Annotated in this window: 15 protein-coding genes and 1 riboswitch; of the genes, 9 read left to right on the plus strand and 6 right to left on the minus strand. The window is 68.8% G+C overall.

Annotated features, from left to right (window positions below; genetic code table 11):
* The first annotated feature begins 43 nt into the window (after positions 1-43).
* The gene (locus ABZ348_RS23780; protein WP_358936172.1) at positions 44-1,195 is read left to right on the plus strand and encodes a Xaa-Pro peptidase family protein; all 1,152 of its coding nucleotides are present in this window, start codon (positions 44-46) and stop codon (positions 1,193-1,195) included.
* A 106-nt stretch (positions 1,196-1,301) separates the two neighbouring features.
* Positions 1,302-2,702 carry an FAD-dependent oxidoreductase gene (locus tag ABZ348_RS23785; RefSeq protein WP_358936174.1) on the plus strand — a complete coding sequence of 467 codons (1,401 nt, stop codon included), beginning with the start codon at positions 1,302-1,304 and terminating at the stop codon, positions 2,700-2,702.
* A 280-nt stretch (positions 2,703-2,982) separates the two neighbouring features.
* On the opposite strand, the gene ABZ348_RS23790 is transcribed toward ABZ348_RS23785, so the two are convergent.
* On the minus strand, positions 2,983-4,506 hold the full coding sequence (locus tag ABZ348_RS23790) for a S41 family peptidase (RefSeq protein WP_358936176.1): 1,524 nt from the start codon (positions 4,504-4,506) through the stop codon (positions 2,983-2,985).
* Between the two features lie 572 nt (positions 4,507-5,078).
* On the opposite strand from ABZ348_RS23790, the gene ABZ348_RS23795 reads away from it, so the two are divergent.
* Together ABZ348_RS23795 and ABZ348_RS23800 are read left to right on the plus strand one after the other, a co-directional pair.
* Positions 5,079-7,109, plus strand: coding sequence for a M4 family metallopeptidase (locus ABZ348_RS23795; RefSeq protein WP_358936178.1), 2,031 nt, complete (start codon positions 5,079-5,081; stop codon positions 7,107-7,109).
* Between the two features lie 248 nt (positions 7,110-7,357).
* Positions 7,358-8,038 (plus strand): pyridoxamine 5'-phosphate oxidase family protein, encoded by a 681-nt coding sequence (locus ABZ348_RS23800; RefSeq protein ID WP_358936180.1) that lies wholly within the window; start codon positions 7,358-7,360, stop codon positions 8,036-8,038.
* A 31-nt stretch (positions 8,039-8,069) separates the two neighbouring features.
* Here the strand turns inward: ABZ348_RS23800 and ABZ348_RS23805 are convergent, their stop codons facing one another.
* Complete coding sequence (locus ABZ348_RS23805; protein ID WP_358936240.1) at positions 8,070-9,680, minus strand: DHA2 family efflux MFS transporter permease subunit; 1,611 nt, start codon at positions 9,678-9,680, stop codon at positions 8,070-8,072.
* A 107-nt stretch (positions 9,681-9,787) separates the two neighbouring features.
* Between ABZ348_RS23805 and ABZ348_RS23810 the strand changes: the two genes are divergently transcribed.
* Positions 9,788-10,279, plus strand: coding sequence for a MarR family transcriptional regulator (locus ABZ348_RS23810; protein ID WP_358936182.1), 492 nt, complete (start codon positions 9,788-9,790; stop codon positions 10,277-10,279).
* 120 nt (positions 10,280-10,399) lie between these two features.
* Here the strand turns inward: ABZ348_RS23810 and ABZ348_RS23815 are convergent, their stop codons facing one another.
* Positions 10,400-10,939: an RICIN domain-containing protein gene (locus tag ABZ348_RS23815; RefSeq protein ID WP_358936184.1), complete on the minus strand. Its 540-nt coding sequence runs from the start codon at positions 10,937-10,939 to the stop codon at positions 10,400-10,402.
* 538 nt (positions 10,940-11,477) lie between these two features.
* Positions 11,478-11,664: riboswitch (cyclic di-AMP (ydaO/yuaA leader) on the plus strand.
* Positions 11,665-11,667: 3 nt separating this feature from the next.
* Between ABZ348_RS23815 and ABZ348_RS23820 the strand changes: the two genes are divergently transcribed.
* Positions 11,668-12,432: a LysM peptidoglycan-binding domain-containing protein gene (locus ABZ348_RS23820; RefSeq protein ID WP_358936186.1), complete on the plus strand. Its 765-nt coding sequence runs from the start codon at positions 11,668-11,670 to the stop codon at positions 12,430-12,432.
* Between the two features lie 199 nt (positions 12,433-12,631).
* Here the strand turns inward: ABZ348_RS23820 and ABZ348_RS23825 are convergent, their stop codons facing one another.
* A complete protein-coding gene (locus ABZ348_RS23825) occupies positions 12,632-13,987 on the minus strand; it encodes an HEXXH motif domain-containing protein (protein WP_358936188.1) in 1,356 nt (451 codons plus the stop codon).
* Entirely contained in the window at positions 13,984-15,150 is a 1,167-nt protein-coding gene (locus tag ABZ348_RS23830; protein ID WP_358936190.1) for an FxsB family cyclophane-forming radical SAM/SPASM peptide maturase, read from the minus strand. Before ABZ348_RS23830 ends, ABZ348_RS23825 begins: the two co-directional genes overlap by 4 nt.
* Positions 15,151-15,441: 291 nt before the next feature.
* Between ABZ348_RS23830 and ABZ348_RS23835 the strand changes: the two genes are divergently transcribed.
* The 3 genes from ABZ348_RS23835 to ABZ348_RS23845 all read left to right on the plus strand — a co-directional run bounded on the left by ABZ348_RS23835 (position 15,442) and on the right by ABZ348_RS23845 (position 20,473).
* Positions 15,442-15,624, plus strand: a complete 183-nt coding sequence (locus ABZ348_RS23835; RefSeq protein WP_329026820.1) for a hypothetical protein — start codon at positions 15,442-15,444, stop codon at positions 15,622-15,624.
* Between the two features lie 62 nt (positions 15,625-15,686).
* Positions 15,687-19,415, plus strand: coding sequence for an FxSxx-COOH system tetratricopeptide repeat protein (fxsT, locus tag ABZ348_RS23840; protein WP_358936192.1), 3,729 nt, complete (start codon positions 15,687-15,689; stop codon positions 19,413-19,415).
* 47 nt (positions 19,416-19,462) lie between these two features.
* Positions 19,463-20,473: a hypothetical protein gene (locus tag ABZ348_RS23845; protein ID WP_358936194.1), complete on the plus strand. Its 1,011-nt coding sequence runs from the start codon at positions 19,463-19,465 to the stop codon at positions 20,471-20,473.
* On the opposite strand, the gene ABZ348_RS23850 is transcribed toward ABZ348_RS23845, so the two are convergent.
* Entirely contained in the window at positions 20,427-22,823 is a 2,397-nt protein-coding gene (locus ABZ348_RS23850) for a hypothetical protein (RefSeq protein WP_358936196.1), read from the minus strand. The genes ABZ348_RS23845 and ABZ348_RS23850 overlap by 47 nt on opposite strands.
* Positions 22,824-22,855: the final 32 nt, after the last annotated feature.

The raw sequence follows: 22,855 nt of genomic DNA on the forward strand, positions 1-22,855 counted from the left end.
CCCCCGGAAGCCCCTCCCCCACCGCACAACAGAGAGGTCCACCATGGAACTCCCCTTCAGCCTGCCCACGTACGACGACCGACTGCGTCGGGTCCGTGCCCGGATGACCGAACAGGGGCTCGACGGCCTCCTCGTCAGCATGCCGGACGTCGTCCACTGGCTGACCGGCGTCAGCTCCGTGGGATATCTGTGGCCCCAGGTCCTGGTCATCGACACCAGCGATGCGGAGCCGGAGTACATCACGCGCACCACCGAGGAGCCGGGGGTGCACATGCTGTCGTGGCTGCGTTCCCCCCGGGTGTACGACATCGCCACCGAGGACTCGATCGAGGTGATGGCGGACAGTGTGCGCAAGCGCGGTCTCGACCAGGGCACGCTCGGCATCGAGTTGGGGGCCTTCACCCTCCTGCCGGGCAACTGGGACCGACTGCGCGCGCTGCTGCCGGGTGTCCGTTGGGTCGACGCGACCGATCTCGTACCGGAGGAGCGGCTCATCAAGTCGCCCGCCGAGATCGCCTACCAGATGCAGGCCGCCGAGATGGCCGACTACGCCATGGAGCAGGTCTTCGCCGCAATTCGCCCCGGTGTCTCCGAGACCGAACTCGCCGGCATAGCCAGCAGGGCGCTCGGCGAGGCGGGCAGTGAGTATGCGGCGATCCCGCCGATGGTCGTGTCCGGTGAACGCAGTGCCATGGTCCACGGCATGGCTTCGCGGCGGACCCTGTCCCGCGGCGACGTGGTGTGCATCGAGTTCGCCGGCGTGGTGCACCGCTATCACGCCGTGCTGATGCGCACGGCCGTCGTGGGCCGACCCACCGAGCGGGTGCGGGAGGTGGCGGAGTGCGTGGGGCGCGCCACGGAGGCGGCGATTGCCGCATCTACCCCGGGTGCGCCCGCTCCCGCGCCGGACGACGCCTGCAACGCGGTCCTCGGCGAACTCGACCTGGTGCGCCGCCGCTGTCACCGCATCGGCTACAGCCTCGGCGTGGCCTACCCGCCCGGCTGGCTGGAGCCGATGACGCTCGTCGAAGGCGACGACCACATCCTGGCACCGGGCATGTCCTTCACCATCGAACCCAATCTGCACCTGCCGGACGAGGGCTTCGGCATCAAGATGGGGGACACGGTGTTGTGTACCGAATCCGGTGCCCGGAGCATGTCGAGGCTGTCGCACGGCCTCCACATCGCCGACTGACGACCGGCCCGCGACCGGGGCGGGGTGTCGGAGCCCCGATGCCCGATCCCCCGCCCCACACCTCTCCACCTTCACCCCACCACCGCCGTTGAATGGAGGCATTCCCGTGAGCGTCCCGTACGCGAGCGCACTCGCCGAGGCCACACCCCGAAGCCACTGGCTTGACAGCGAGGAGGCACCCACGGCCTCCCCGGCGCTCGCCGAGGACACAACCTGCGATCTCGCGGTGGTGGGCGGTGGTTTCAGCGGGTTGTGGACCGCTCTGCTCGCCAAGGAGCGAGACCCCTCGTCCGATGTCGTCCTGGTCGAAGCGCGCACGGCGGGCTGGGCCGCCTCGGGTCGCAACGGTGGTTTCGTCTCGTCCAGCCTCACCCACGGCATCGGCAACGGTGCCGAACGCTGGCCGCGGGAGTTGGCCGAGTTGGAGCGGATGGGCCTGGACAACCTCGATGAGATCGAGGACACCCTGCGCCGGTACGGCATCGACTGCGGCTTCCGCCGTGACGGCAAATTGTGGGCCGCTACCGAGCCCCACCAGGTCCACGAGATCCAGTCGATGTGCGATCTCGCCGCTGCGCACGGTCGTCGGATCGACTTCCTGAGCCAGGACGAGATCCGGGCCGAGGTGCACTCCCCCACGTTCCTCGCGGGCGCGTACGACAGCGAGGGATACGCACTCACCGACCCGGCCAGGTTGGTGTGGGGGCTGCGGGAGGTCTGTCTCCGTCTCGGTGTGCGGATCTACGAGAACACACCGGTGCAGTCGATGCGCGAGGGGTCGTTCAGCGTGCTCCTCGACACTCCGTACGGGCGGATCGGCGCCCGCCGCGTGGCACTGGCGACCAATGTCTTCCCCTCCTTGCTGCGCAGGCTGCGCCTGTACACGGTGCCCGTCTACGACTACGTCCTGACCACCCAGCCCCTGACCGACGACCAGTTGGCCTCGTTGGGTTGGAAGGGCCGGCAGGGCATGTCGGACATGGGGAACCAGTTCCACTACTACCGGCTCACCGACGACCACCGGATCCTGTGGGGCGGCTACGACGCGATCTACCACTACGGCAACGGGCTGCGCGACGAGCTCGACCAGCGGCCGGAGACCTTCGCCCGACTCGCGGAGCACTTCTTCACCACGTTCCCCCAGTTGGAGGGTGTGAAGTTCAGCCACGCCTGGGGTGGTGCGATCGATACGTGCACACGGTTCACGGCGTTCTACGGGAAGGCCATGGGCGGTCGGGTGGCCTATGCCCTCGGCTACACGGGCCTCGGGGTGGCGGCCAGCCGGTTCGGGGCTCAGGTGATGCTCGATCTGCTCTCCGGCGAGGAGACCGCACGGACGCGTCTGGAGATGGTGCGCAGCAAGCCGCTGCCGTTCCCCCCGGAGCCCGTGCGCTACGTGGGGGTCGAGCTCACCCGTCGCTCCCTGGACCGGTCGGACCGCAACGGCGGCCGTCGCGATCTGTGGCTGCGGACGCTGGACCGGTTGGGGTTGGGATTCGACTCCTGATCCGTGCCTGATCCGTGCCTGATCCGTGCGTGACCCGGACCTGATCCGGACCTGATCCGTACGGGAGAACGCGCACCGGAACCGCCGTGCGACGGGGTCGGGACCACTGCCCCGCCGGCGACCACCGGGGTGGTCGGGCGAGGGGACAGTGGCCCCGGTGTTGGTGATGCATGGCGCCTGCACCACTGCGGTGCACCGTCCGGTGTCCGCACGGGCTACTCAGCGGTTCAGCGGTCGGGGCTTCCGGTCCAGGTGGCTCTGCCCCGACCGTGCGCCCGGCTCAGCGACGCCGGGTGAGCAGCGCCTTCGCCCGGTCGAACGCCGAGTCACGGTCGGCCGCGAACTCCGCGTCGGTGAAGACCGGTGTGCGCACGTCCGGCGAGATCCCCGGCCCCTCGTAGGAGACTCCCCGAGGGGTGGTGTATTTCTCGTTGGACAGACCGAGTTGCCAGCCGTTGGGCAGGGTGCGGCCATGGACGTCGGAGAGGATGCCCTGGGTGTTCTCCCCGATCAGGGTGGTGGGCAGGGGCCGTTCGGCCAGTGCCTTGGTGAAGGTCTCACCGGCGCTCACGGTGGAGCCGGCGGTGAGCAGCGCGATGGGACCGGTGTAGCGGGGGGCGTCGACGGCCGGTACGACACGGAACTTCTGCCGGGGTGTGAACCGGGTGTCGTCGTCGGGGTCGTTGCGCACCTGCTTGGCGTAGGCGGTGTAGACGCGGTCGGTCAGCCGGGCCGCGATCTGGAGACCGAGCCCGTCCGAGCCACCGGCGTTGACCCGTACGTCGACGATCAGGCCGCGCCACGCCGTCCGGCCGGAGGTACGCGCCCGGGTGACGATCTCATCGAGGGCGCGGTCGAGTTCGGCGCTGTCGTTCTCGTACCCGCCGTCGGGCGAGTAGGCGACAAACCGGTTGATCCGCAGGTAACCCAGGCCGCCGGGGAGGTCGGCGTAGCCGATGGCGCCCTGTGCGTACTCCTGGAGACGCGTTCCGCCGAGGTCGCGGCGTTCGATGAAGGCGCGGATCTGGTCGTCGTACTCCTGGGTGGGGCCCACGGTTCCGGCCTTGATGGCCCGGAACGACCGGGTGAGTTCGGGGGTGGCCGCATCGAGCGAGACGTGCGCGTCCTGGAGCGGCGCGACCATCTCGCTGAGGATGTCGAAGAGTTCCCGGTCCGTGGTGCCCGAGTGGACCTTGGGGCGATGGGTGGCGCGCATCGCGTCCCAGTCCACGCCGCGGCGTGCGAAGAAGGCGTAGTTCTCCTTGAACGTCTGCCAGAACACGTCGAAGGTGGCCACCGGGCCGGTTGCCTGGGGCTGGCCGCAGAGCGCGGGCAGGGCCGCGATCCTTCGGAGCCCTCGGGTGCCCACGGATCCGTCGATGCTGAGGGTGGCGCGCTGGGCGGCCCGGGCCCGTACGGTCAGGACCAGGCCGTCGACGCCGTAGCGAACTGAGCCGTCGGCCGCCGGGGTGCCCTGTTGCTGGGCGGTGAGGGAGCCCTGGCAACTGATCGCCGTGGTCTCCCAGGCCCGCAGCACACCGTCGCGGACGCCGACGACCATGCCGTAGCCGTCCATCCGCCAGAAGCCGTTGGGCGTCGTGCCCGTGCTCCGCTCCGATGTGGTGGAGCGCTGCCCGTCCACCGGCGCGGCGACTGCCGTACCGATCGAGCCGGCCAGGGCGAGCACGGTGCCCGCGGCCGTGATAACGCCGCGCCTGACAGGGCGCGCTGCGTTGCGTTGCCGGCGGGTAGTCCGCCGTCTTTCGGAGTCCTCGGCCACACCAGAGGACGTCACTGAGGTCACGATGTTCCTTTCCATCGTTGGGTTGCCCCATCGTCCGGCGGGTGGTTCCCCTTGCGCGTCGGCCGTAGGGACCTCAACGCCTTTCTCGTGTCAACCAGGGGCTGTACGTGCGGGGTTGGCTACCCGTAGGGGTTTCCCTGAGACTCCGCGGGCACGGACACCGCCGATGTCGTGGCGCCGTCAGGGACCGGGCCGTCGTGGACGGCCGTGCTCCGTCGGGGTCGGTCCCCGCGTCGGCCGACGGCGATACGGAGGGCGCCTCACTCTGTCGGAAGTACCTGGTTCGGCCCTCCATCGGTGCGGTTCGTCGACCGGATACAGCCAACCTGGTCGTCCCTCCTGCCCAACAGACCCCACTAGTGCCACCATTTCCCACGGCTCTCACCGGTCCTCGGTCTTCTTCGGCCATCACCGGGCTCTTGCTCAAGCCAGCTGCGTTTCTGAAGAACCGCGCCACGTCCCACCGTGCCGGTCCGGCGCATCGCACCGGCCCGTGCCCGTTCCGGCCGTCGTCCTGTCGGCCGGTCCCCTGTTCCGGCGGTCGTCACCCGACCGCCGCAGAAGGAGTTCCCTTGAATCGATTACCCCTCAAGACCGCGGCCATCGGATCCCTGTTGGCCGCATCCGCCCTCCTGGCCAGCGCTCTCCCGTCCACCGCCGCCCAGGCAGCGGCCACCTCACCCGCGAAGCCCGAGGCCGTCCCGCGGGCGGGCGCACTGCCGGCAAGACTCGCCGTGGCCCAGCAGACGAAGCTCCTCGCCCGGGCGGAAGCCGACCATTCGCTGACCGCCCGGGCGCTCGGCCTCGGCGGCAAGGAGCGACTGGTGCCGCGCAGCGTGCTCCAGGACGCCGACGGCACCGTGCACACCCGCTACGAGCGCACCTACGACGGCGTTCCCGTGCTCGGCGGCGACCTCGTGGTCCACACCGCGGCAACGGGCGCCATCAAGAGCGCGTCCAGGGCGACCCGGGCCAGGATCGCGGTGCCCAGCACCATTCCCGTACGGTCAGCGGCCTCCGCCACCCGCTTCTCGCTCGCCCGCTCCAAGGGGTTCGGCACGGACAAGACCAAGCCGGCGCGAGCGCCACGGGCGGTGGTGTGGGCGGCCACGGGCCGACCCGTCATCGCCTGGGAGTCCGTGATCAACGGCATCCAGGACGACGGGGCGCCGAGTGAGCTCCATGTGATCACCGATGGCACCACGGGCGCCGAGCTCTACCGCTACGACGGGGTGCGCAAGGGCAGCGGCCACAGCCAGCACAGCGGACCGGTCACCCTGGGCACCTCCCGCTTCGGGTCGTTCTACAACCTCACCGACACCGCACGCGGCAGCCACCGCACGCTCGATGTCCTGGGGAAGTGGACCTATGAAGCGATCGGGGTCGTCCTCACCGACTCCGACAACGTCTGGGGCGACGGAACCTCGGCGAATCGCCAGACGGACGCCGTGGACGCCGCCTACGGCGCCCAGGTGAACTGGGACTACTTCGCCGAGAAGCACAACCGCTACGGGCTGCGCAATGACGGGGACGGCGGAACCTCCCGGGTCCACTACGGAACCAACTACGCCGCCGCGTTCTGGCAGGACGCGTGCTTCTGTGTGACCTACGGTGACGGAGGCACCGTGCCGCACACCTCCCTCGACGTGACCGCACACGAGTGGGCGCACGGCCTCACCGCCCAGACCGCGAAGCTGTCCTACTACGGCGAATCGTCCGGTCTGGCGGAGGCGAGCAGTGACATCTTCGCCTCCGCGGTCGAGTTCCACGCGGACAACGACCACGACCCGGGCGACTACATCTTCAAGGAGAAGATCGACACGTCGAACTGGCCCTGGATGGTCCGCCATATGGACCGGCCGTCCAAGAACGCGATGCACACGGACTACTGGCACCCCCGCATCGACTCCGGACGGAAGGACTGGTACGCGGCCGGTCCCGCCAATCACTGGTTCTATCTGCTGTCCGAAGGCAGCGGCGCCAAGACCGTCAACGGCGTGCAGTACAACAGCCCCACGCACGACGGGCTGCCGGTCGCCCGCATCGGACGGGCCGCTGCCGAGCGGATCTGGTACCGGGCGCTCACCGTCTACATGACCTCGACCACCAACTACGCGGGGGCGAGGGCCGCGACCCTGTCCGCGGCTGCCGATCTCTACGGCGCGGGCTCCACCGTCCACCAGCGGGTGATGGACGCATGGGGAGCCGTGAACGTCGGCCAGCGCTCCGGAAACCCGACCCCGAGGCCCCCGGGTCCCGAGTTCGAGAACATCACCGACCACCCCCTCGTCGGCTCACCGGCGCAGGCGGTCTCCTCCATCACGGTCAGCGGGGTGCCGGGCAACGCCCCCACCATCCTGACGATCGACACGAACCTCATGCTCGACTCCTCGGCGGACCTGGAGTTGCTGGCCCCTGACGGGACCGTCTACCCCATCGCCGGTGGGTACGGCGGGCTTGAAGGCCCGAGTCCGTACCAGGGCACGGTCGCCGTCGACGCCTCCTCGGAGGTCGCCAACGGCGTCTGGAAGCTCCGGGCCACCCTGAGGCCCTATGAGCCGTCGACGGGGAACTACCTCGACAGTTGGAAGCTGTACTTCTAGGGCACCGCTCAGCACCGACGGCGGCCGGAGGCACCCCCCTCCGGCCGCCGTCGGGCTTCCCAGCGGACACCCCGACCCCATCAAGGACAACGGATTTCGTTGTTCTAGCGATATGGAGCTTCGATTTACTACAGCATCTAGAGAACTATCGGACGATATCGCTAGCATGAGAGGTGAGGCATACGGGGCTCCTCCACTGGTCCCGCGCATCCTCCGGGGACCCTCCCACCGCCGACGAAAGAGCCGATGTGACGCAGAGCCCGCTGTCGCCAGAGCTGTCCCCCAGTGATCGCACCCGCCATCGCCGGCTGCGGGAACAGGGGAGCAAGGACCGCGGGGCCCTGGACTCCCTCCTCGCCGCGGGCTTCATGTGCCATGTCGGTGTGATCGTCGACGGGCACCCCATGGTCGTACCGACCGTCTACGGAGCAGACGACCTGCACCTCTACTTCCACGGCTCCGTCGCCAGCCGAAGCCTCGTCGCCGCGCCCGAGGCCACCGTCTGCGTGACCGTGACCCACGTGGACGGACTGGTCCTGGCCCGATCGGTGTTCGAGCACGGAGCGAACTACCGCAGTGCGATGATCTACGGCACACCCCGTGTCGTCGTCGATCCGGAAGAGAAGCTGTCGGGGTTGCGGTGTCTGACCGAGCAGGCGACCCCCGGTCAGTGGGACTACGCCCGCCGCCCCAACCGGAAGGAACTCGCGGCGACCACGCTGCTGGCCCTGTCCCTCGCGGAAGCCTCGGTGAAGATCCGCACCGGCGACCCTGATGACGGGGAAGGACCGGACGCGGAACTCGGCCTCTGGGCGGGCACCGTGCCGTTGGTGACCACGTTCGGCGAGCCCCGACCCGATGCCGGGCTCGCTCCGGGAATCATCACGCCGCCCCACGTCCTCGACCGCACGGGCACCCGCCTGGGCTGAACGTCCGCCCCGGGACCGCCACGTCGAATGATCAACTCCGTATGACCTCAGAGGTTTCACGGGTACCCCTCGCAGGAGCGATGAGCACGGTCGCGATCAGGCCGAGCGCGATCAGGCCGGCGGCGACATAACTACCGACGGCGATGCTCTCGGTCATCGCCGCATCAGCCGCATCGGCGACCGCAGCCGTCCGCGGGTCCGCGGCAAGGGGAGCGATCGCCGCTCCCGCACTGTCGGTGACGGCCCGCGTGAACTCTTCGGCCTGCACCGCGGACACATCGGCCCGGTGCAGCCCCGCACGCAGCTCGGAACTCAACGTGGTGAAGAAGACCGTGGTGAGCACGGCGATGCCCAGGGCGGCTCCGAGCTCCCGGAAGGCGCTTTGCATACCCGACGCCTGTCCGGCGCTGCGATCGGGCACATCGGCGAGGACGACATGGGTGACCTGCGCCGTGGCGAACCCCACGCCGACGCCGTACAGGAAGAGCACCAGTGCAATGGACCACCACGAACTGTCCGTGGCGGCCATCAGACCGAGCCAGGCCAACCCGACGACCTCCAGCACCAGACCGATGCGCACCTGGTCCAACGGCGTGACCCTGGCCGTCATGCCGAAGCTCGCCCCGCTCGCGACGAAGCTCCCCACCGCCAGGGGAACCAGAGCGAGCCCGGCCTCAAGGGCGGTGTAGCCCAGGGTGAACTGGAGCCACAGCGGGAGGACCGCGATGATGCCGAACTCGCCGAGCCCGATGATCACGGTCACGATGTTGCCGTTGCGGAACGAGGCGACCGAGAACAGCCGGACATCCATCAGGGGGTCCACCCCGCCGTCATCCCGGGCCAGCGCCCTCTGCCGGCGGAAGAAGACCTGGAGCAGCACGACCGACAGGGTGAGTGCGACGAGTACCGGCGAAGGGCCGCCCGACCAGGAGAAGCCCGCCACCTCCAGCGGTCGGACGGTGGCGACCCAGCCATAGGTGCGTCCTTCGACGAGTCCAAAGGCGAGCAGCCCGACCCCGAGGACGGACAGCACTCCGCTCAGCGCGTCCACCCGCCCACGGATGCGCGGCGAAGGAGCGATCCAGACGAACGCAGCCGCCACGATCAGGGCGGACAGGGGCACGTTGATGCCGAAGGCCCAACGCCAGGAGGCGTGCTCGGCGAGCCATCCGCCGAGCAGTGGGCCGAGTGCGGCGGCAGCCCCGATCGTCGACCCCCACACCGCGAACGCCTGGCCGCGTTCCTTGCCGGTGAAGGTCGCGTTCAGCAGGGACAGGGAGGTCGGCAGGATCATCGCCGCCCCGACCCCTTGCAGGAATCGAGCCAGGATCAGCCATGCGCCGCTGGGCGCCAGACCCGCCACCACACTGGTGGCGCCGAACACCGCCACGCCCGCGATGAAGACGCGACGCGCGCCGATGAGGTCGGCGTACCGCCCCACCAGCAGCAGGAGCGCCGCCAGGACGATCGCGTACGACTCCTGGATCCACTGCACCTGCACAGAGCTGATGCCGATGTCCTCGATCATCGGCGGGACGATGACGTTGACGATCGTGGTGTCGACCACGATCAGGGCCACACCGGCCGCTATGGCGATCAGTCCGAGCCACCGATGGGCGGGGGAGGAAGAAGCATGCACCAGATACCTCCGTCATGAAGTCACTTTATGGTGAAGGTAGATTGATCGACGATAGGTTGTCAAAGCGCTGTCGCGGATCGCCGGCGCGAAGGAGCAGAGGAGGCGCCTCGATGGAGGAGTCGATGACGTCCGACGGCGTCGCGGCCCAGCGGGAACGACTGGCGGAGGGGCTGCGCACCTACGGCGCGAGCTTCACCGAACTCGGCCGGCGCTTCGCCGTGGCCTTGGGCGTGCACTCCACGGACGCCTTCGCCCTGCTGGAGATCGCATCCGCGGAGGAGTCCGGCACTCCGCTGTCGCCCGCCCTGCTGAGCCGGCGCATCTCCCTGTCGTCGGGCGCCATGACCACCCTGCTGCACCGCCTGGAACGCGCGGGGTACGTTGCGCGCTCCCGCGAGCACAGCGACCGGCGGATCGTCACGCTGCGCGCCACCGCCCCGGCCAAGGAACTCGCCCGGTCCTTCTTCGGTCCCGTCAACGCGCGCCAGGACGCCATTCTCGCCGCCTACCCACCCGAATTGCTCGACCAGCTCGAAGGGGTCCTGGCCGAGTTGCGGGCCACCCTGGAAGCCGAGCTCAGGACGGCGGACCCGCAGGGGTAGCGGACGGCTCGCCCGATACGGAAGGGCGGATCACGGGCCCCCTGCGGGTCCGTCGTCCTACGGGGCGAACACGACCCCGGCGGCGCCCGCCCAGCCACCTTCGCGGGACCGCGGCCCCTACTACTCGGCCGCGGAAAACGGCATGGCCAGCACCCAGTGCTGGTTCTCTCCGTCGTGCGGCTCCCACAGCACCGGCCGGGTGGTGCGTTCGGCCTCCCACGGGCAGTCCAGGGCCTTCCCCGTCCCCACGCAGACCAGCTGATGGGCACGACCGTCAGGTGCGGACGCGAGGCGCCAGCGCTGCCGGGCCTCGCCGTTGCTCGCGGACATGCGGGGATGGTCGCCCTCCCCCGCGAGGTGCGCCCCGTCCAGGAGGAGACGGTTCGCGGCGGAGACGATGTGCACCTCGTCCCGGTGCCCCGAGGGCTTCAGATGCCAGAGCTGGTGGGGTTTCCCGTGAGTGGGCCACAGATGAGGAAGGCTCCCCTGCGCGGTGGTGAACGCGGTGTCGAGCGCAAGCCCGCTCGTCACCGAAACGATCATGAAGGGGCCGGCGATGCGCCGGTTGCGGCGCTGGAGCACCGAGCGCACGTTGGAGGTCCCGATGGTGATGAAGGGGAGCCGCAGTTCAACGCTGATCTGACTCTGTTCGGAAGACACGGCGTTGAGTATCGACGAGGCCCGACGCCCCTGCGGGGGAAACCGCACAATGCCCCGGTCGGCGCCCGTCGAATGTGATCGCGCACATGGTTCCGTCCTCTCGCAAGCGCACCACAACACCCACCCGCCACATCCGAGCGGCCGGCCGCACCGCACCCAGCGATCGCCCTCGCGACCTTCGCGACCTCACGACCTCACGACCGGACCACCGTCGAGCACCCCCCGCGACCCCCAACCCGCCAGACATGCCCGATTAGGAATGAATTGCCCATTTAGGGCCTTTCGTCGGCGCTGGATCGGGAATCCCGATAAAGGATCATCTCTATCAGATAACGAGAATGGGCGTGACATGGGTCACCCAAGGCAGGAATTCGATCTTTCCGCTCCCGCCCACAACGCTTCCACAGAAGGAAAGTTGAGCATCTCGGCAAAATCCCGAAAGGGGGGAGCGGCCGGACGGGAAATGATCGAATAGCCATCGGAACGGAATTCGAGTCTTGTTCCATTCCCGTTCCCTCGTCTACGGTCATCCTTCAATCCGGACGGACCGCCGAATCCTGCCACCGTCCAGCAAATCCCACTCACTCACGTATGGCAGGAGCGGGGGAACCAGGTAAGTCGCCGTCCAGCAATGGAACGGCTTGGGGTGAAGTCGCGCAGTGTGCGACCGGGCATCTCCAGCCCGAATCCGACAGCTCACCTCGCAGGCGACGGAGAGGAAATTCGCCATGCCTGCATTCGGTAAGCACCGCCGCCCGCAGAACAGTTCAATCGTCAAGGGGCTCATGGTCCTTGGGGCAAGCGGAGCCCTGCTCGCCGTCCCGGCTCTCGGTGCGGCAACCGCTCACGCGGCCCAGCCGGCGGCCACCCAGCCGGCGTCGGCGACCATCGCCAAGCAGCTGGTCAGCAAGCAGACCACCACCAAGACCTACTCCGTGGTGGCAGGTGACTCGCTCTCGCAGATCGCCGCTGACCACGAGCTCAAGGGCGGCTGGGAGAGCCTGTACGAGAACAACCGCGAGGCCGTGGGCGACGACCCTTCGCTGATCCACCCCGGCCTCAAGCTCTCCCTTGACGCGACGGGTGCAAAGGCGCCGGAGAGCAAGGCCAAGACGACCACGATCGCTGCCGAAACCGTGGCGTACAGCGCCCCGGCGAAGGCCGTGACCTACGCCAACAACCTCGACGGCTGGATCAAGGAATCCCTGGCCGTCATGGCCGAGCACGGCATTCCGGGTAGCTACGATGGAATTCACCGGAACATCATGCGTGAATCGTCGGGCAACCCCTGGGCGATCAACAACTGGGACTCCAACGCGATAGCAGGAACCCCTTCCAAGGGTCTCCTCCAGGTCATTGACCCGACATTCCGCGCCTACCACGTTCCCGGAACTTCGACGGACAGCTACGACCCGGTCGCCAACATCACTGCCGCCTGCAACTACGCGGCTGACCGATACGGCTCGATCGACAATGTCTTCGGCGCCTACTAGGCCGACCATTGAGGCTTCATCAGCTCATTGACCGAGCTGTCTCACCCAGTTGAGGCCCTGGGCGCCCGCCGTGCGGCGGGTGCCCAGGGCCTCACTGCATTCCCGTGTCGATTCCTCCTCCCCCACCACCGCGTACGGCCGAAGCCGAACGGGCCTGGCACGCACCACCGCTGGGGTCGGGGAGCGCCGATCACCCCGCTCAGCGTCGGGCGCCCTGGCCGAGGATCCAGCGGGCCCGATGTTCAGCGCTGAGTTCCTTCGCCCGCGCGATCGCGGCACGGGGCACCCGCTCCCCGGCCAGTGCGGTCAGTGTGCTGCGCATCTGTTCGGCGAAACGCATCCCCGCTCCGGTGAGACATCCGCTCGCCAACAGCGTCTCGTTGGCCTCCCGGGCAGCATCCCGCCACCGGGCGAACTCCACCACGGCCCGCCCATCGGCGACCTCGCTCGTCGACGTCCCGCACTGCCGCCGCCAGAACTGGGCCACTCCCATGTGGGCGTACACGCCGTGCAACAGCCCGCCCGGGGGGCGGGGGTCCTCGCGCCAGGGTGCGTAGAAGAGCAGGTCCGGCTCCGGTACGACGAGGTCGACGAGATGGGTGAGTGCACTGAGCTTGTTGTGCTGCAACTCGTGCACCAGGGCCAGGGCCAGATCGAGGGCCGAGCGCGGTGCCGAAAGAACGGAACAGCCGAAGGTCTCGTCCGAACTGCTGGAGATATTGCGATCGGTGGGTGCACAGGTCGGCACGATGGCGCGGTAGACCGATCCGACCTCGGCCGCCGGCCCCGGGTGGACCGTGCGGAGGAGTTGCCACGCCTCGCCGAAAACGTCTTTCCACCGCCGCCATTGACGCACGCTCAGCCGCCCGGGGTGGCCCTCTGCGGGAAGGACGTACGGATCGAGGTCGTCGAGCAGGAGTGCCGGAGCGCCGGCCGGGGCGAGGAGCTCACGCAACGGGAGCCACGACGGGCCGGCGCGCTCGTCGGGGAGCGCTTCCCCGTAGATTCGTACGGTCGCCCCGTCGCACTCCACGGTCGGCGCACCGGGTGTGGTCGACACCAGGGCGGGTGCTCCGTCGGGCGCCCGGGGGAACCGGGCGCGCCCCAACGACGGAAGGAGCACCCCCGCACCGTGGACCGGCAGTTCGACGGTGACGTCCAGCCCGGTGCGCAGGGCGGCTGTCGCAGCCGTTGCGGTCAAGGCGTCGACCGAGGGCGGTGACACTCCCTGGGGACGGTGTGCCGTCAGTTGGTTGAGTGCCCAGAGTTGCGCAGGCCCGACCGAGGGGTACGTCAACACTTCGCGAACCACAGCGGGGGCCCGGCGTTGCGCCGCGCCCAGAAGCGCCCATGCCGCGTGCGCCTGGTCGGCGAGTGGTCCTCCCCGTCGGTCGGCTTGCTCGACCACGGCCCGAGCGAGGATGACGCGCCGGCTGTACTCGGCGTTGCGCAGCAGGGAGAGAGCTCGGGGGCCACCGCCACCGGCGGCGATCTCATCGAACACGGCGCCGTCGAGCCGGTGGTGCGGCAGGGCGGGCTCGTGGGCAGCGTTCATCGGGTGGGCGATTCGGTCGGTGAGGGGGCCGAGCGCAGTCGGTCGACGTCCCGTGCCACCCGGCGGCGCACATGGTCGATGAGGGCGGTCAGGTCGGGGCAGTAGACGCTGGGGTTGGCGAACCCCGTTCCGTCTGCGCGATAGCGGTGGGCGTAGTGTCCGCCGCCGCAGACTCGTCGCAGCCGACAGCCCTGGCACCCGGCCGCGAGGGCGGCGAGGCCCGAGCGGCGTGCCACCAGGGCGGGTTGGTTCAGCGCCCGGTCGAACGGATCACTCAGGACGTGGAGTGCGGTGGCGGCGGCGCCCGGGTAGGTCGTGCGCAGTGTGTCGTCCTGGCTGATGGATCCGTCGGTCTCGATGACGACGTAGCGCAGGGGCTCCAGTCCGAGGCCCTCCACGAAGGCGCGTCCGCCGAGGAGGAGCGCGATGATCTGCTCCAGGATCCTGACCCGGGTCTCCTGGACCGGTGCGCCGTACCACTGTTCGAAGACCTGGATCAGCCAGTCCGCGTACGGGGTGTCGGCGGTGCCGGGACGTCGCCCGGGCGGTGGCGTGGACCAGTTGCCGTGCGGAAGGAGGAAATCCACCATGGGTGGTCGGTGGCGCAGGAGCGCACGATAGGTGCGCACGGGGTCATTGTCGAGATCGATGGTGCACAGGAGTCCGCTGAACAGGGGGCGGTAGGGGCCTTCGGCCAGTTTGTCCACCGCGGCGGCCACCTGGGTGTGACTGCCGCGTCCGTCGGCCCGTCGACGGTGGCGGTCGTGTGCGGCGCGGTCGCCGTCCATGCTGATGCCGACCCTGACGTCGAGTTCGGCGAAGAGTTCGAGGTATTCATCGTCGAGCCGAAGCCCATTGGTCTGAATCGCATGGGTGATCCGGACCGTCTCATCCACTTCCCGTCGAATTAACCTGACGGCCCGGGTGATGAATTCCTTTCCCGCCAGCAGCGGTTCACCACCGTGCAGAACGATTCCCATGGCCGTGAGTCCGTGGGTACGGGCGTGCTCCCCGATGCGCCGCGCCGTGGACTCCATCACCGCGGGTGACATGGTGCGGGGTTGGGTGCGCCAGACCTGGTCGACACTGCGGTACATATAGCAATAGTCACAGGCGAGATCACATCGGCCATGGATTTTGATCACGAAATTGTGGAACGGCATCGTTTCCGGTCGGGCTGGATTCACGTATTGCACGGTGCGTGCACCTCTCGTGAAGGACTCTGGCCCGCCCAGTCCGACGGATTGCGTGGATTCAGTATTTTCAGCCGTCGATTGGCCCGTCAAGGTCGGGAATCGGCCGTCGTACAAGAACGGCCGCCCCTGTACGGTGCCCTGGCGGTCCTTCCGGAACCTGGCGCGGTGAGCTGACTCAGCGTTACAATGTTCGCGCGTGTTGCCCCCGCCTTGTGACCGGTTTCTATGAATCTCGCGAGAAGGGTGGTCGATCTCCCGATGACGGAGCCGGCCGAGGCACCGAATGATCTCGATTCCCCATTGGTCGATCTTTCTGGACTGCCATTTGAAAAGATCGCACAGCTTCCCCAATCTGCGCTGGGTTTCACCCTGCGCAGGCTCCATGAAGTGGCCGAACGGCCGGACCGCATCTTCACCGCGGACTACCAGGACCTCATCTGACGCCTTCACAGATCCCGCAGAGATCCCCGGCCCCGGTGATCCCGACCATGGAGCCAACGACGATGTCGATCTTGTCCGATGCCGGCCGTGACAATGGCCGTACCCGGGTGACCCTCTTCTGCTCTACCGCCGAGAACATCGGGCAGACCACGACGGTGGTCAATGTCGCTCTGGTCCTGGCCGAATCAGGGCGACGCGTGCTGATCGTGGACACCCGGCAGTCGGACATCCGGGCGTTCCACTATCTGGGGTCGCTCGCCGCGGGCTTGCCCAACCCCGCCCCCGACACGCCGAGATCGGTGGGAGCCGTGCTGCCGGCTCCCTCGATATGGGACGTCTCGCTGCACAGCCGGGCCCTGCGCGTCGACCTCCTCACGTTCGACGACGTGCCGTCGTTGGCCCGGCTCGATCCCGCCGTACTCCTGCGCTACGACGAGGTGCTCATCGATGCGCCCGTGCCGCGCCACGACGAGGAGTACACCGTCCTGGCCGGCCTGCCCCACGTCCTGGCCACGTGCTTCCCCCTCAACTCCTGGCGCGTGGAGAACGCGGCGGCGCTGGCCCGCAAGCTCCGCCAACGAGCGGTCGGACAGATCGGCGTACTCGCCATCGGGCTGCGCGCGGACAGCCGGATGTACGACCAACTGCGCACCGCCCGGGCACTGGTGCGGGAGAACTTCGAGGAGCTCAGTGACGGAGCGGGCGCCCACTACGTCGAGTTCCCGTACGAATCGCTCTACGCCCAACTCGATCGACTGGCCGTCCAGGAGGAGGCACCGGGCTCGGACAGTGGGCTGCGCCCGCGCTTCGTCCAACTCGCCGATGAACTCGCCCGTACCCAACCGGTGGAGCTGAGCCGGGTCACGCTGCTCCACACTCCTCGGCACATCGCCTGGGCCGAGTGGATCGCCGGACAGCTCGAATCCTGTGGGGTCGAGGTCGCGCGGACCGGGTTCGACACCTTCGTCGGCGAACCGCCCGCGCCCGGGTCGATGCTGCTCGTCGTCTCCCCCCTCGGGGTGGACCGGACGAAGGCCGAGCTCCTCGCCGACCTCTCCCACCCGGATGTGCGCATGGTCCTGGTCGACGAGGAGGTCCTACCGCGGGAACTCTCCCACCACGAGCAGATCGTCCTGCGGCACGTGTCGGAGGCGGAGGCCGTGATCGGCCTCCGGGAGAGCCTGCATCTGCCCGGCCCCGCACTCTCCGAATCAGTGAACCGCTTTCCCCGGATGCCGCGCGACAACAACCTCTGGCCCCGCAACAACGGGTTCATCGGTCGGGACGCCCTCTTCGAGGAGGTTCGGGAGACCCTGGCCGCAGCCGCCGTCTCGCGCAGCTGCGGGCTGTTGCTGGGGCAGCCCGGCATCGGAAAGAGCCAGATCGCCCTGGAGTTCTGCCACCGTTTCCGGGGCGACTACGACCTGGTGTGGTGGGTACCCGGCGATGGACCCGCCTCGGTACGCCGAGGGCTCACGGCACTGGCCGGCCGGCTCGGGTTGCCCACGGTCGGCGATCCCGTACCCCGTGTACTGGCCCATCTCGCCAGCCCGGACAGCGGGGACTGGCTCCTCGTCTACGACGACGTGCGCAACGCAGCAGCCCTGACGGCGCAGAACCTGCTTCCGACCAGCCGTGGCGGGGGCCATGTCCTCCTCACCGCCAGACTCGGTGATCTCATCGCGTCCGGACACATGGTCGAGGTGGCGCCGTTCACCATCGAGGAGAGCCGGGCCCTGTTGGCCTCCGCGGTGGACCAACTGCCCGGCGAACACAGCGAGCGGATCGGACAGACGGTCGGTCATCTCCCGTTGACCGTGGCACTGGCCGCCGCCTGGCTCGATGTGGACGCCGCCCGCCACGAGGCGGAGAACCGTCCTCGGTACGACGCAGTACGCCGGGCCGCCGAACGCTTCTACCAGGCCTTCTCCACCGCCCAGCGGGATCTGCTGGCCCATGGACGCGAGGTGCCGTTGCCGCGGGTGGTCCTGGAGGTGGCCGTGCGTTCCATCGGCCTCACCGACGCCGCCCAGGCATGGGCTCAGGAGCACGGCGGGGCGTCCGCGCTGGAATGGGTGCTGGAGTGCTGTTCCCTGCTGACGGGCGCCGGCGCTGATCTGGCCCTGCTGCGTTCCCCGCAGATGCTGTGGGCCCTCGCCCACCGCACCTCGGGGCCCGTCGGCCCGCCGGAGACGGCCGCCATGGTCAGCGATGAACTCATGGTGGACGTCGCACTGTGGGCGCTGGCCGGCCTCGGTCTGATCGAGGCCGATTTCTCCCGCCCGGGACGCCCGGTGCGCATGCACCAGGTGCTCCGGGAGGCGGTCCTGACCCGTATGGGGGACGAGGAGCGCAAGGTTCGGGAGCGGGAACTGCGGGCCGTGGTGGGCGGCTACTCCCCCGGTGCCCCCGCGGAACAGGGGGGCGGCCCCGCCGTGGGTACCAATGGTGGTACGGGCGGCGAACGGCAACTGAGCGTCTCTCAGACGGTACAGCTGACCGCACTGAGGATCTGGGAGGACCAGCGACCCCCCGTGCAGCGCTGGCTGCTCGACCACCTCGGGGTGCTCACCCGTTCCGACGACGTCCTGCGGCTGACGGAAGCCCTGGAGCTCGGGCGTCGGGCGGAGGCCGCGTGGGCCGGCTCCCCCACCTCCGCCGAGTATCTGAGACTGCAAACCCTGATCGCCCGCGGGCTGCGCAACAGCTCCGAGTACCCGGAAGCCAGTCGACACGCGCGGGTGGCCCTGCGCGGCTATCGGGCCTCGTTCGGCACCCACCACCCGCGGACCCTGCTCTGCGCCGACGCGTACGGTGCGATCCTGCGGGCGGACGGTCACTTCACCGACGCCCTCTTCGAGGGGCGCCACGTCTATCAGGGGCTGCTGGCGCTGTTGGGCCCCCAGCACCGCGCGACGGACCAGGTTGAACACAACCTGGCGCTCAGTGAGGCACTGGCGGGCGACGCGCCGACCGCGCTCCAACTCTTGCAGGACCAGTTCAACCGTCGACGGGCCATCGGCGGCCCGGACGACCCGCGCGCCTGGCAGATCGCCAACACCCTCGCGGGCACCCACCGCGCTCTCGGCCAGAACCGGGAGTCGTCCACCCTGCTGCGTGAGTTCCTGGCCTACCGCAGTGCGATGTCCCCCTCGTCGGTGCCGGACGCCGATGTGTTGCGGGCGGAGAACGGGCTGGCGGTGGGCGAACGGCGGTTCGGGCGGACCGGGCGGGCCCACGAGCGGGACGGCCGGGTGCTGGCGGACTGTCTGCGGTATCTCGGCGAGCGGCACATCGTGACCCTGCGCACCCGCTACAGCCTCGCCATCGACCTCTACGAATTGGGCAAGCACGAGGCGGCCCTCCAGGAGTCGGCGATCTGTCTGCAAGCGCTCAGCGACACCCTGGGCGCCGATCACCCCTACGCCCATCTGTGCCGCGTGCGACACGGCGTCCATCTGCGCGGCAGCGGCCGACCGGACGAAGCGTACGAGGAGGGGCGCACCGCCTTGGAACAGTTGGAGGGCCGGCTCGGCTTCGCGCACCCGTGGAAGCTGGCCGCCGCGTCCAGCCTCGCGGGCACCCTCGCAGCGCGGGGTGAGCTGGAGGAGGCTGCGGAGATGGAGGAGTCCACGTTGGAGGGGTTCGACGAACTCGGACTGACGCAGCATCCGTACCGGGAGCTCGTCGCGCGCAATCTGGCGGATCTGCTGGCGGTGGTGAGCGGGGAGGGCAGGGCAGGTGACGCGCTCCGCGGGGACATCGATCTGGAACTGCCCGGGGCCGTATGAGACAGCCGGACAGCGGGCCAAGGGCAGCGAGAAGGAGTGCACTGGAGATGACCGACGACATCCCTGCGGATCGGCGACCACCCGATGCCCCGGTGGCGTTGCACGCGGAGCACTGGAACACCAAGGTCCAGGAGGACATCAGCGAGCTCTGTCAGCGGCACGTCACCGAGTGCCCCTCCATAAGGTCGGTGGCGCACTACAGCAACGGCATCCTCGACTTCGTCGTGCACGTCCATGACGCGGAGCCGCTGCGCGGTGGTCTTCTGGTGGACCACCGCATCGACGCCGAGGGCCGGCCCGGACACCAACTGGTCCGTTGTGTCCAGGACATCGACCGCTCGCTCGCCCCCCTGCGGACCGGTGAACTGATGCGAACGGTCGTGGGCACACCGACGGGCGCCCTGTACTGCGGTCGGGTGAAGGCGGACCAGCACCTCGTCGGCATCACCGTGGACGGTGACGGCATCGACGCGATGGACGGCCAGCTCAACAAGCTGGTGACCGAGATGCGCATCCTGATGAACCTACCGAACGAGTACCTGGGCGGCCTTGAGTTGCCGTACCTCGTCCCCGACGGGACGGAGGGCCTTCAGTTCCTCACCGGTCACACGGTCGACGAACCATCGGAGGCACGGCTGCGGGGCCTGTGGCACCGGTTCGTCAACCACACCGATCTCCAGTACCTCGCGTACTACCGGGGCTGGGAGCTCATATGTGTGGGCGACGCGTTCGACAGCCCGCATCTGGGGCTGCGGTTCCTCGCCATCGAGCCGGACTCACGGCGTCGGAAGTACCGCGACATCGCGGGAGGTCTCCGTACGGACATCGCTCGGCTGCGGGATGCCCTTCACTCCATCACCCGAGACCCGATCGATCGCCTCGTGCTCGACGTCCAGGAGGGGGCCGTCTACATCCACTGGCTGCCCGGGGGGCGCAGCGGCGACTTCCTGCTCGGTGTCACACTCGACCAGCACCAGGTCGGCAATGCCGAGCGACGGTTGCGCGAGGTGCTCAACGAACTGCCTCCTCCCTCGCCCCGCTCCCGTTTTCGCCGTTGACTTCGCGCAGGACGGCCCGCTGAACCTCTTCGGCGAGTCGTCCGAAGACATCGCCGACCAGGGTGCGCCGCACTGTGCGGGCGCCCTGTTCCTGGGTGGCACGCGCGCCGGGAAGGAGCTCGGCCCTGATCGGCGGCAGCACCTCGAAGGTGATCTCGAAACTGCGGCACACGATGAAGAGGCTGTTCTCCTGAGCGGCCGTCGGCACGGGGCCGGTGGTGGCGGCGACGGTACGCAGCCAGCCGGCGATGCCGTCGCGGAATCCGTCCAACAACTGTCTGAGCAGTGCGGTGATGCCGAGCGTCTGGAACTGTTCCAGGGTGAAGGCGACGCGTTGGGGTCGGCCGTCGAGTTGGGCCATTCCGCTCACGTCGACGCCGAGTGCCTGACGCAGGCTGGTGGTGCTCTCGACGCCGGTCAGCAGGTCGAGCGCTTCGCGGGCGACGGTGAACAGCCGGTCCACGGATGGTGGCAGGGCCATGCCGGCTGGTACGGGGGTGCCGGAAGCAGGGGTCGCGGGGCCGGGTTGCGTTGCTGTTCCGAGCCGCTCCACCTGGCCGTCCAACCGGTCGATGCGTTGCAGCACCTCGCCCTGCTGGACGGCCATCGTGCTCAGTCGGGTCCGCAGGGTGTCGAGCGCGGTCCGTTGCCGTGCGGCTTCCATCCGGGCGGCCAGTACGTCCAGGGCGCGGGCCAGCCGCTCGCTGAAGCTGGCGTCACCCACGGCCAGGGGCGCGGTCCCGATGGCCTGTGCGACGCGGTTGCGCATGGTGCGGGGCACATGTCCGTTGGAAATGACCAGCACTTCGCAGATGCCCGCCGAGAAGGCCCGCCGCACGGTGCGCGTCACCCGGACGATGCGGTGGACGTCGGCTTCCGCCAGGACGGACGACACCAGGAGGATACCGATGGCGGAGGTCACATCGACCCGCAGCCAGTAGGCGATCGCGTTCACGTCCTCGCTGACGACGTCCGCCAGTTCGGGTGGGTTCAGCTCGCGGCGCCACTGACCGTCCGTGAGGGTCTTCTCCAGCGAGTGGAGGACTTCCCCGATATCCCGTTGTTCGTGCAGTTGACGGACCGCGACCCGGACCTGATCGGCGTCTATGTGGTGGCTGTGCGCATCGGACGCCGCTGCCAGCTTCCAGGATTGGTGACACACCCTCAACGCCTGGCGGGGCACGCCGTCGGACAGTTCCGCCACCGCATTGATCGCGCCGGTGGTGAAGGGGGCGTACGAAGCGTGCTGGGGATCCTCGAACCCCGCGCTCTGGAGCGTGGCCGCGGGCAGCGTACGGACGTGGGCGCGGACGAGTCGACTGCATTCGTCGTGCTCGAACCGGGTGGGCCAGATCTGGAGCACGCGCTCGTGGAGACTGCGCGGAAGCCTGCTCCACGGCTCGGGGCGGATGCAGAAGACCAGCAGTCCCCCCTGGTTGACATAGGTGTTGACCAGCATTTCGAAGCCGTTGATGAACGCGTTGTAGGAGTCCGACGGCCAGTCCAGGACGTATTCCAGCGCATCGAGGACGAGGACGTAGGGCTTGCCCACGCGGCCGTGGAGGAAGCCAAAGACCGCGAGGGCGTCGAAGACCCCTTCGATGACGTCGATCGACGAGAACACGCCCCGCTCGATCAGCGACCGGGAGGGCGGATCGCCGGTCAGCCAGTCCCACACCTCCCGGTTGTAGGGGCCTTCGAGCAAGAGTGCCAGCGCGGCGGCGAAGCCCCGGTGGTCGGTGACGAGCCGAAGGTGTTCGACGAGGTTGCGGTGGATCAGTTCGCGGTCGAGGTCGATCGCCTGCTCGACCTTCTGCGGGTCGAACGACCGGTCCCGCAGCCCCGTGACGAGTTGTTCCCTGGCGTGGCCGAAGCGACGCGAGTCGTCCGCCTCCACCAGGTTCGCGGTGACGTCCGCACGGTAGTGGCTGACCACCTGTTCAAAGGCGGTGCGACGGTTGCGGTCGTCTCTGAGGCTCATCATCCGGTTGCGGTAGATGGAGCCCATGGCGATGCTCGGTTCGTTGATCACCCAGAGCGGCGGCGGGAACGCTTCGACGGCACTGCGCGAGCGCACGTCCGCGGCGACCTCGCGCGCCAGATGGCTCTTGCCCATGCCGAGTTCACCGACGAGGGCGATGGCCCGCCCGCGCCCGCCTCCCAGTTCTCGTTGGGCGAAGTACTCGGCGACCTGCTCGCGCACCCGGGTGAGTGAGCCGGTGGCCACGGTCTCGGGGCGCTTCGCCGGTTCGGAGCCGGTCCTCACGTCGTCCGTGAACGCGCCCAGTTGCACCACAGGGCTGAACGGAAAGGGATTCCCTGCCTGGAAGATGTCATCCGTACGACTCACTGAGGTGATCCCTCCTCGCGCTGTAGGTCGAG

Source organism: Streptomyces sp. NPDC005963 (genome assembly GCF_040638655.1).
GTDB lineage: Bacteria > Actinomycetota > Actinomycetes > Streptomycetales > Streptomycetaceae > Streptomyces.

What these genes read in the sequence shown, in the direction of transcription:
- ABZ348_RS23835 (WP_329026820.1), top strand. Translation starts at nt 15,442, where the DNA reads ATGACGGAGCCGGCCGAGGCACCGAATGATCTCGATTCCCCATTGGTC.
- ABZ348_RS23830 (WP_358936190.1), bottom strand. Translation starts at nt 15,150, where the DNA reads ATGCCGTTCCACAATTTCGTGATCAAAATCCATGGCCGATGTGATCTC.
- ABZ348_RS23825 (WP_358936188.1), bottom strand. Translation starts at nt 13,987, where the DNA reads ATGAACGCTGCCCACGAGCCCGCCCTGCCGCACCACCGGCTCGACGGC.
- fxsT (WP_358936192.1), top strand. Translation starts at nt 15,687, where the DNA reads ATGTCGATCTTGTCCGATGCCGGCCGTGACAATGGCCGTACCCGGGTG.
- ABZ348_RS23845 (WP_358936194.1), top strand. Translation starts at nt 19,463, where the DNA reads ATGACCGACGACATCCCTGCGGATCGGCGACCACCCGATGCCCCGGTG.
- ABZ348_RS23810 (WP_358936182.1), top strand. Translation starts at nt 9,788, where the DNA reads ATGGAGGAGTCGATGACGTCCGACGGCGTCGCGGCCCAGCGGGAACGA.
- ABZ348_RS23780 (WP_358936172.1), top strand. Translation starts at nt 44, where the DNA reads ATGGAACTCCCCTTCAGCCTGCCCACGTACGACGACCGACTGCGTCGG.
- ABZ348_RS23820 (WP_358936186.1), top strand. Translation starts at nt 11,668, where the DNA reads ATGCCTGCATTCGGTAAGCACCGCCGCCCGCAGAACAGTTCAATCGTC.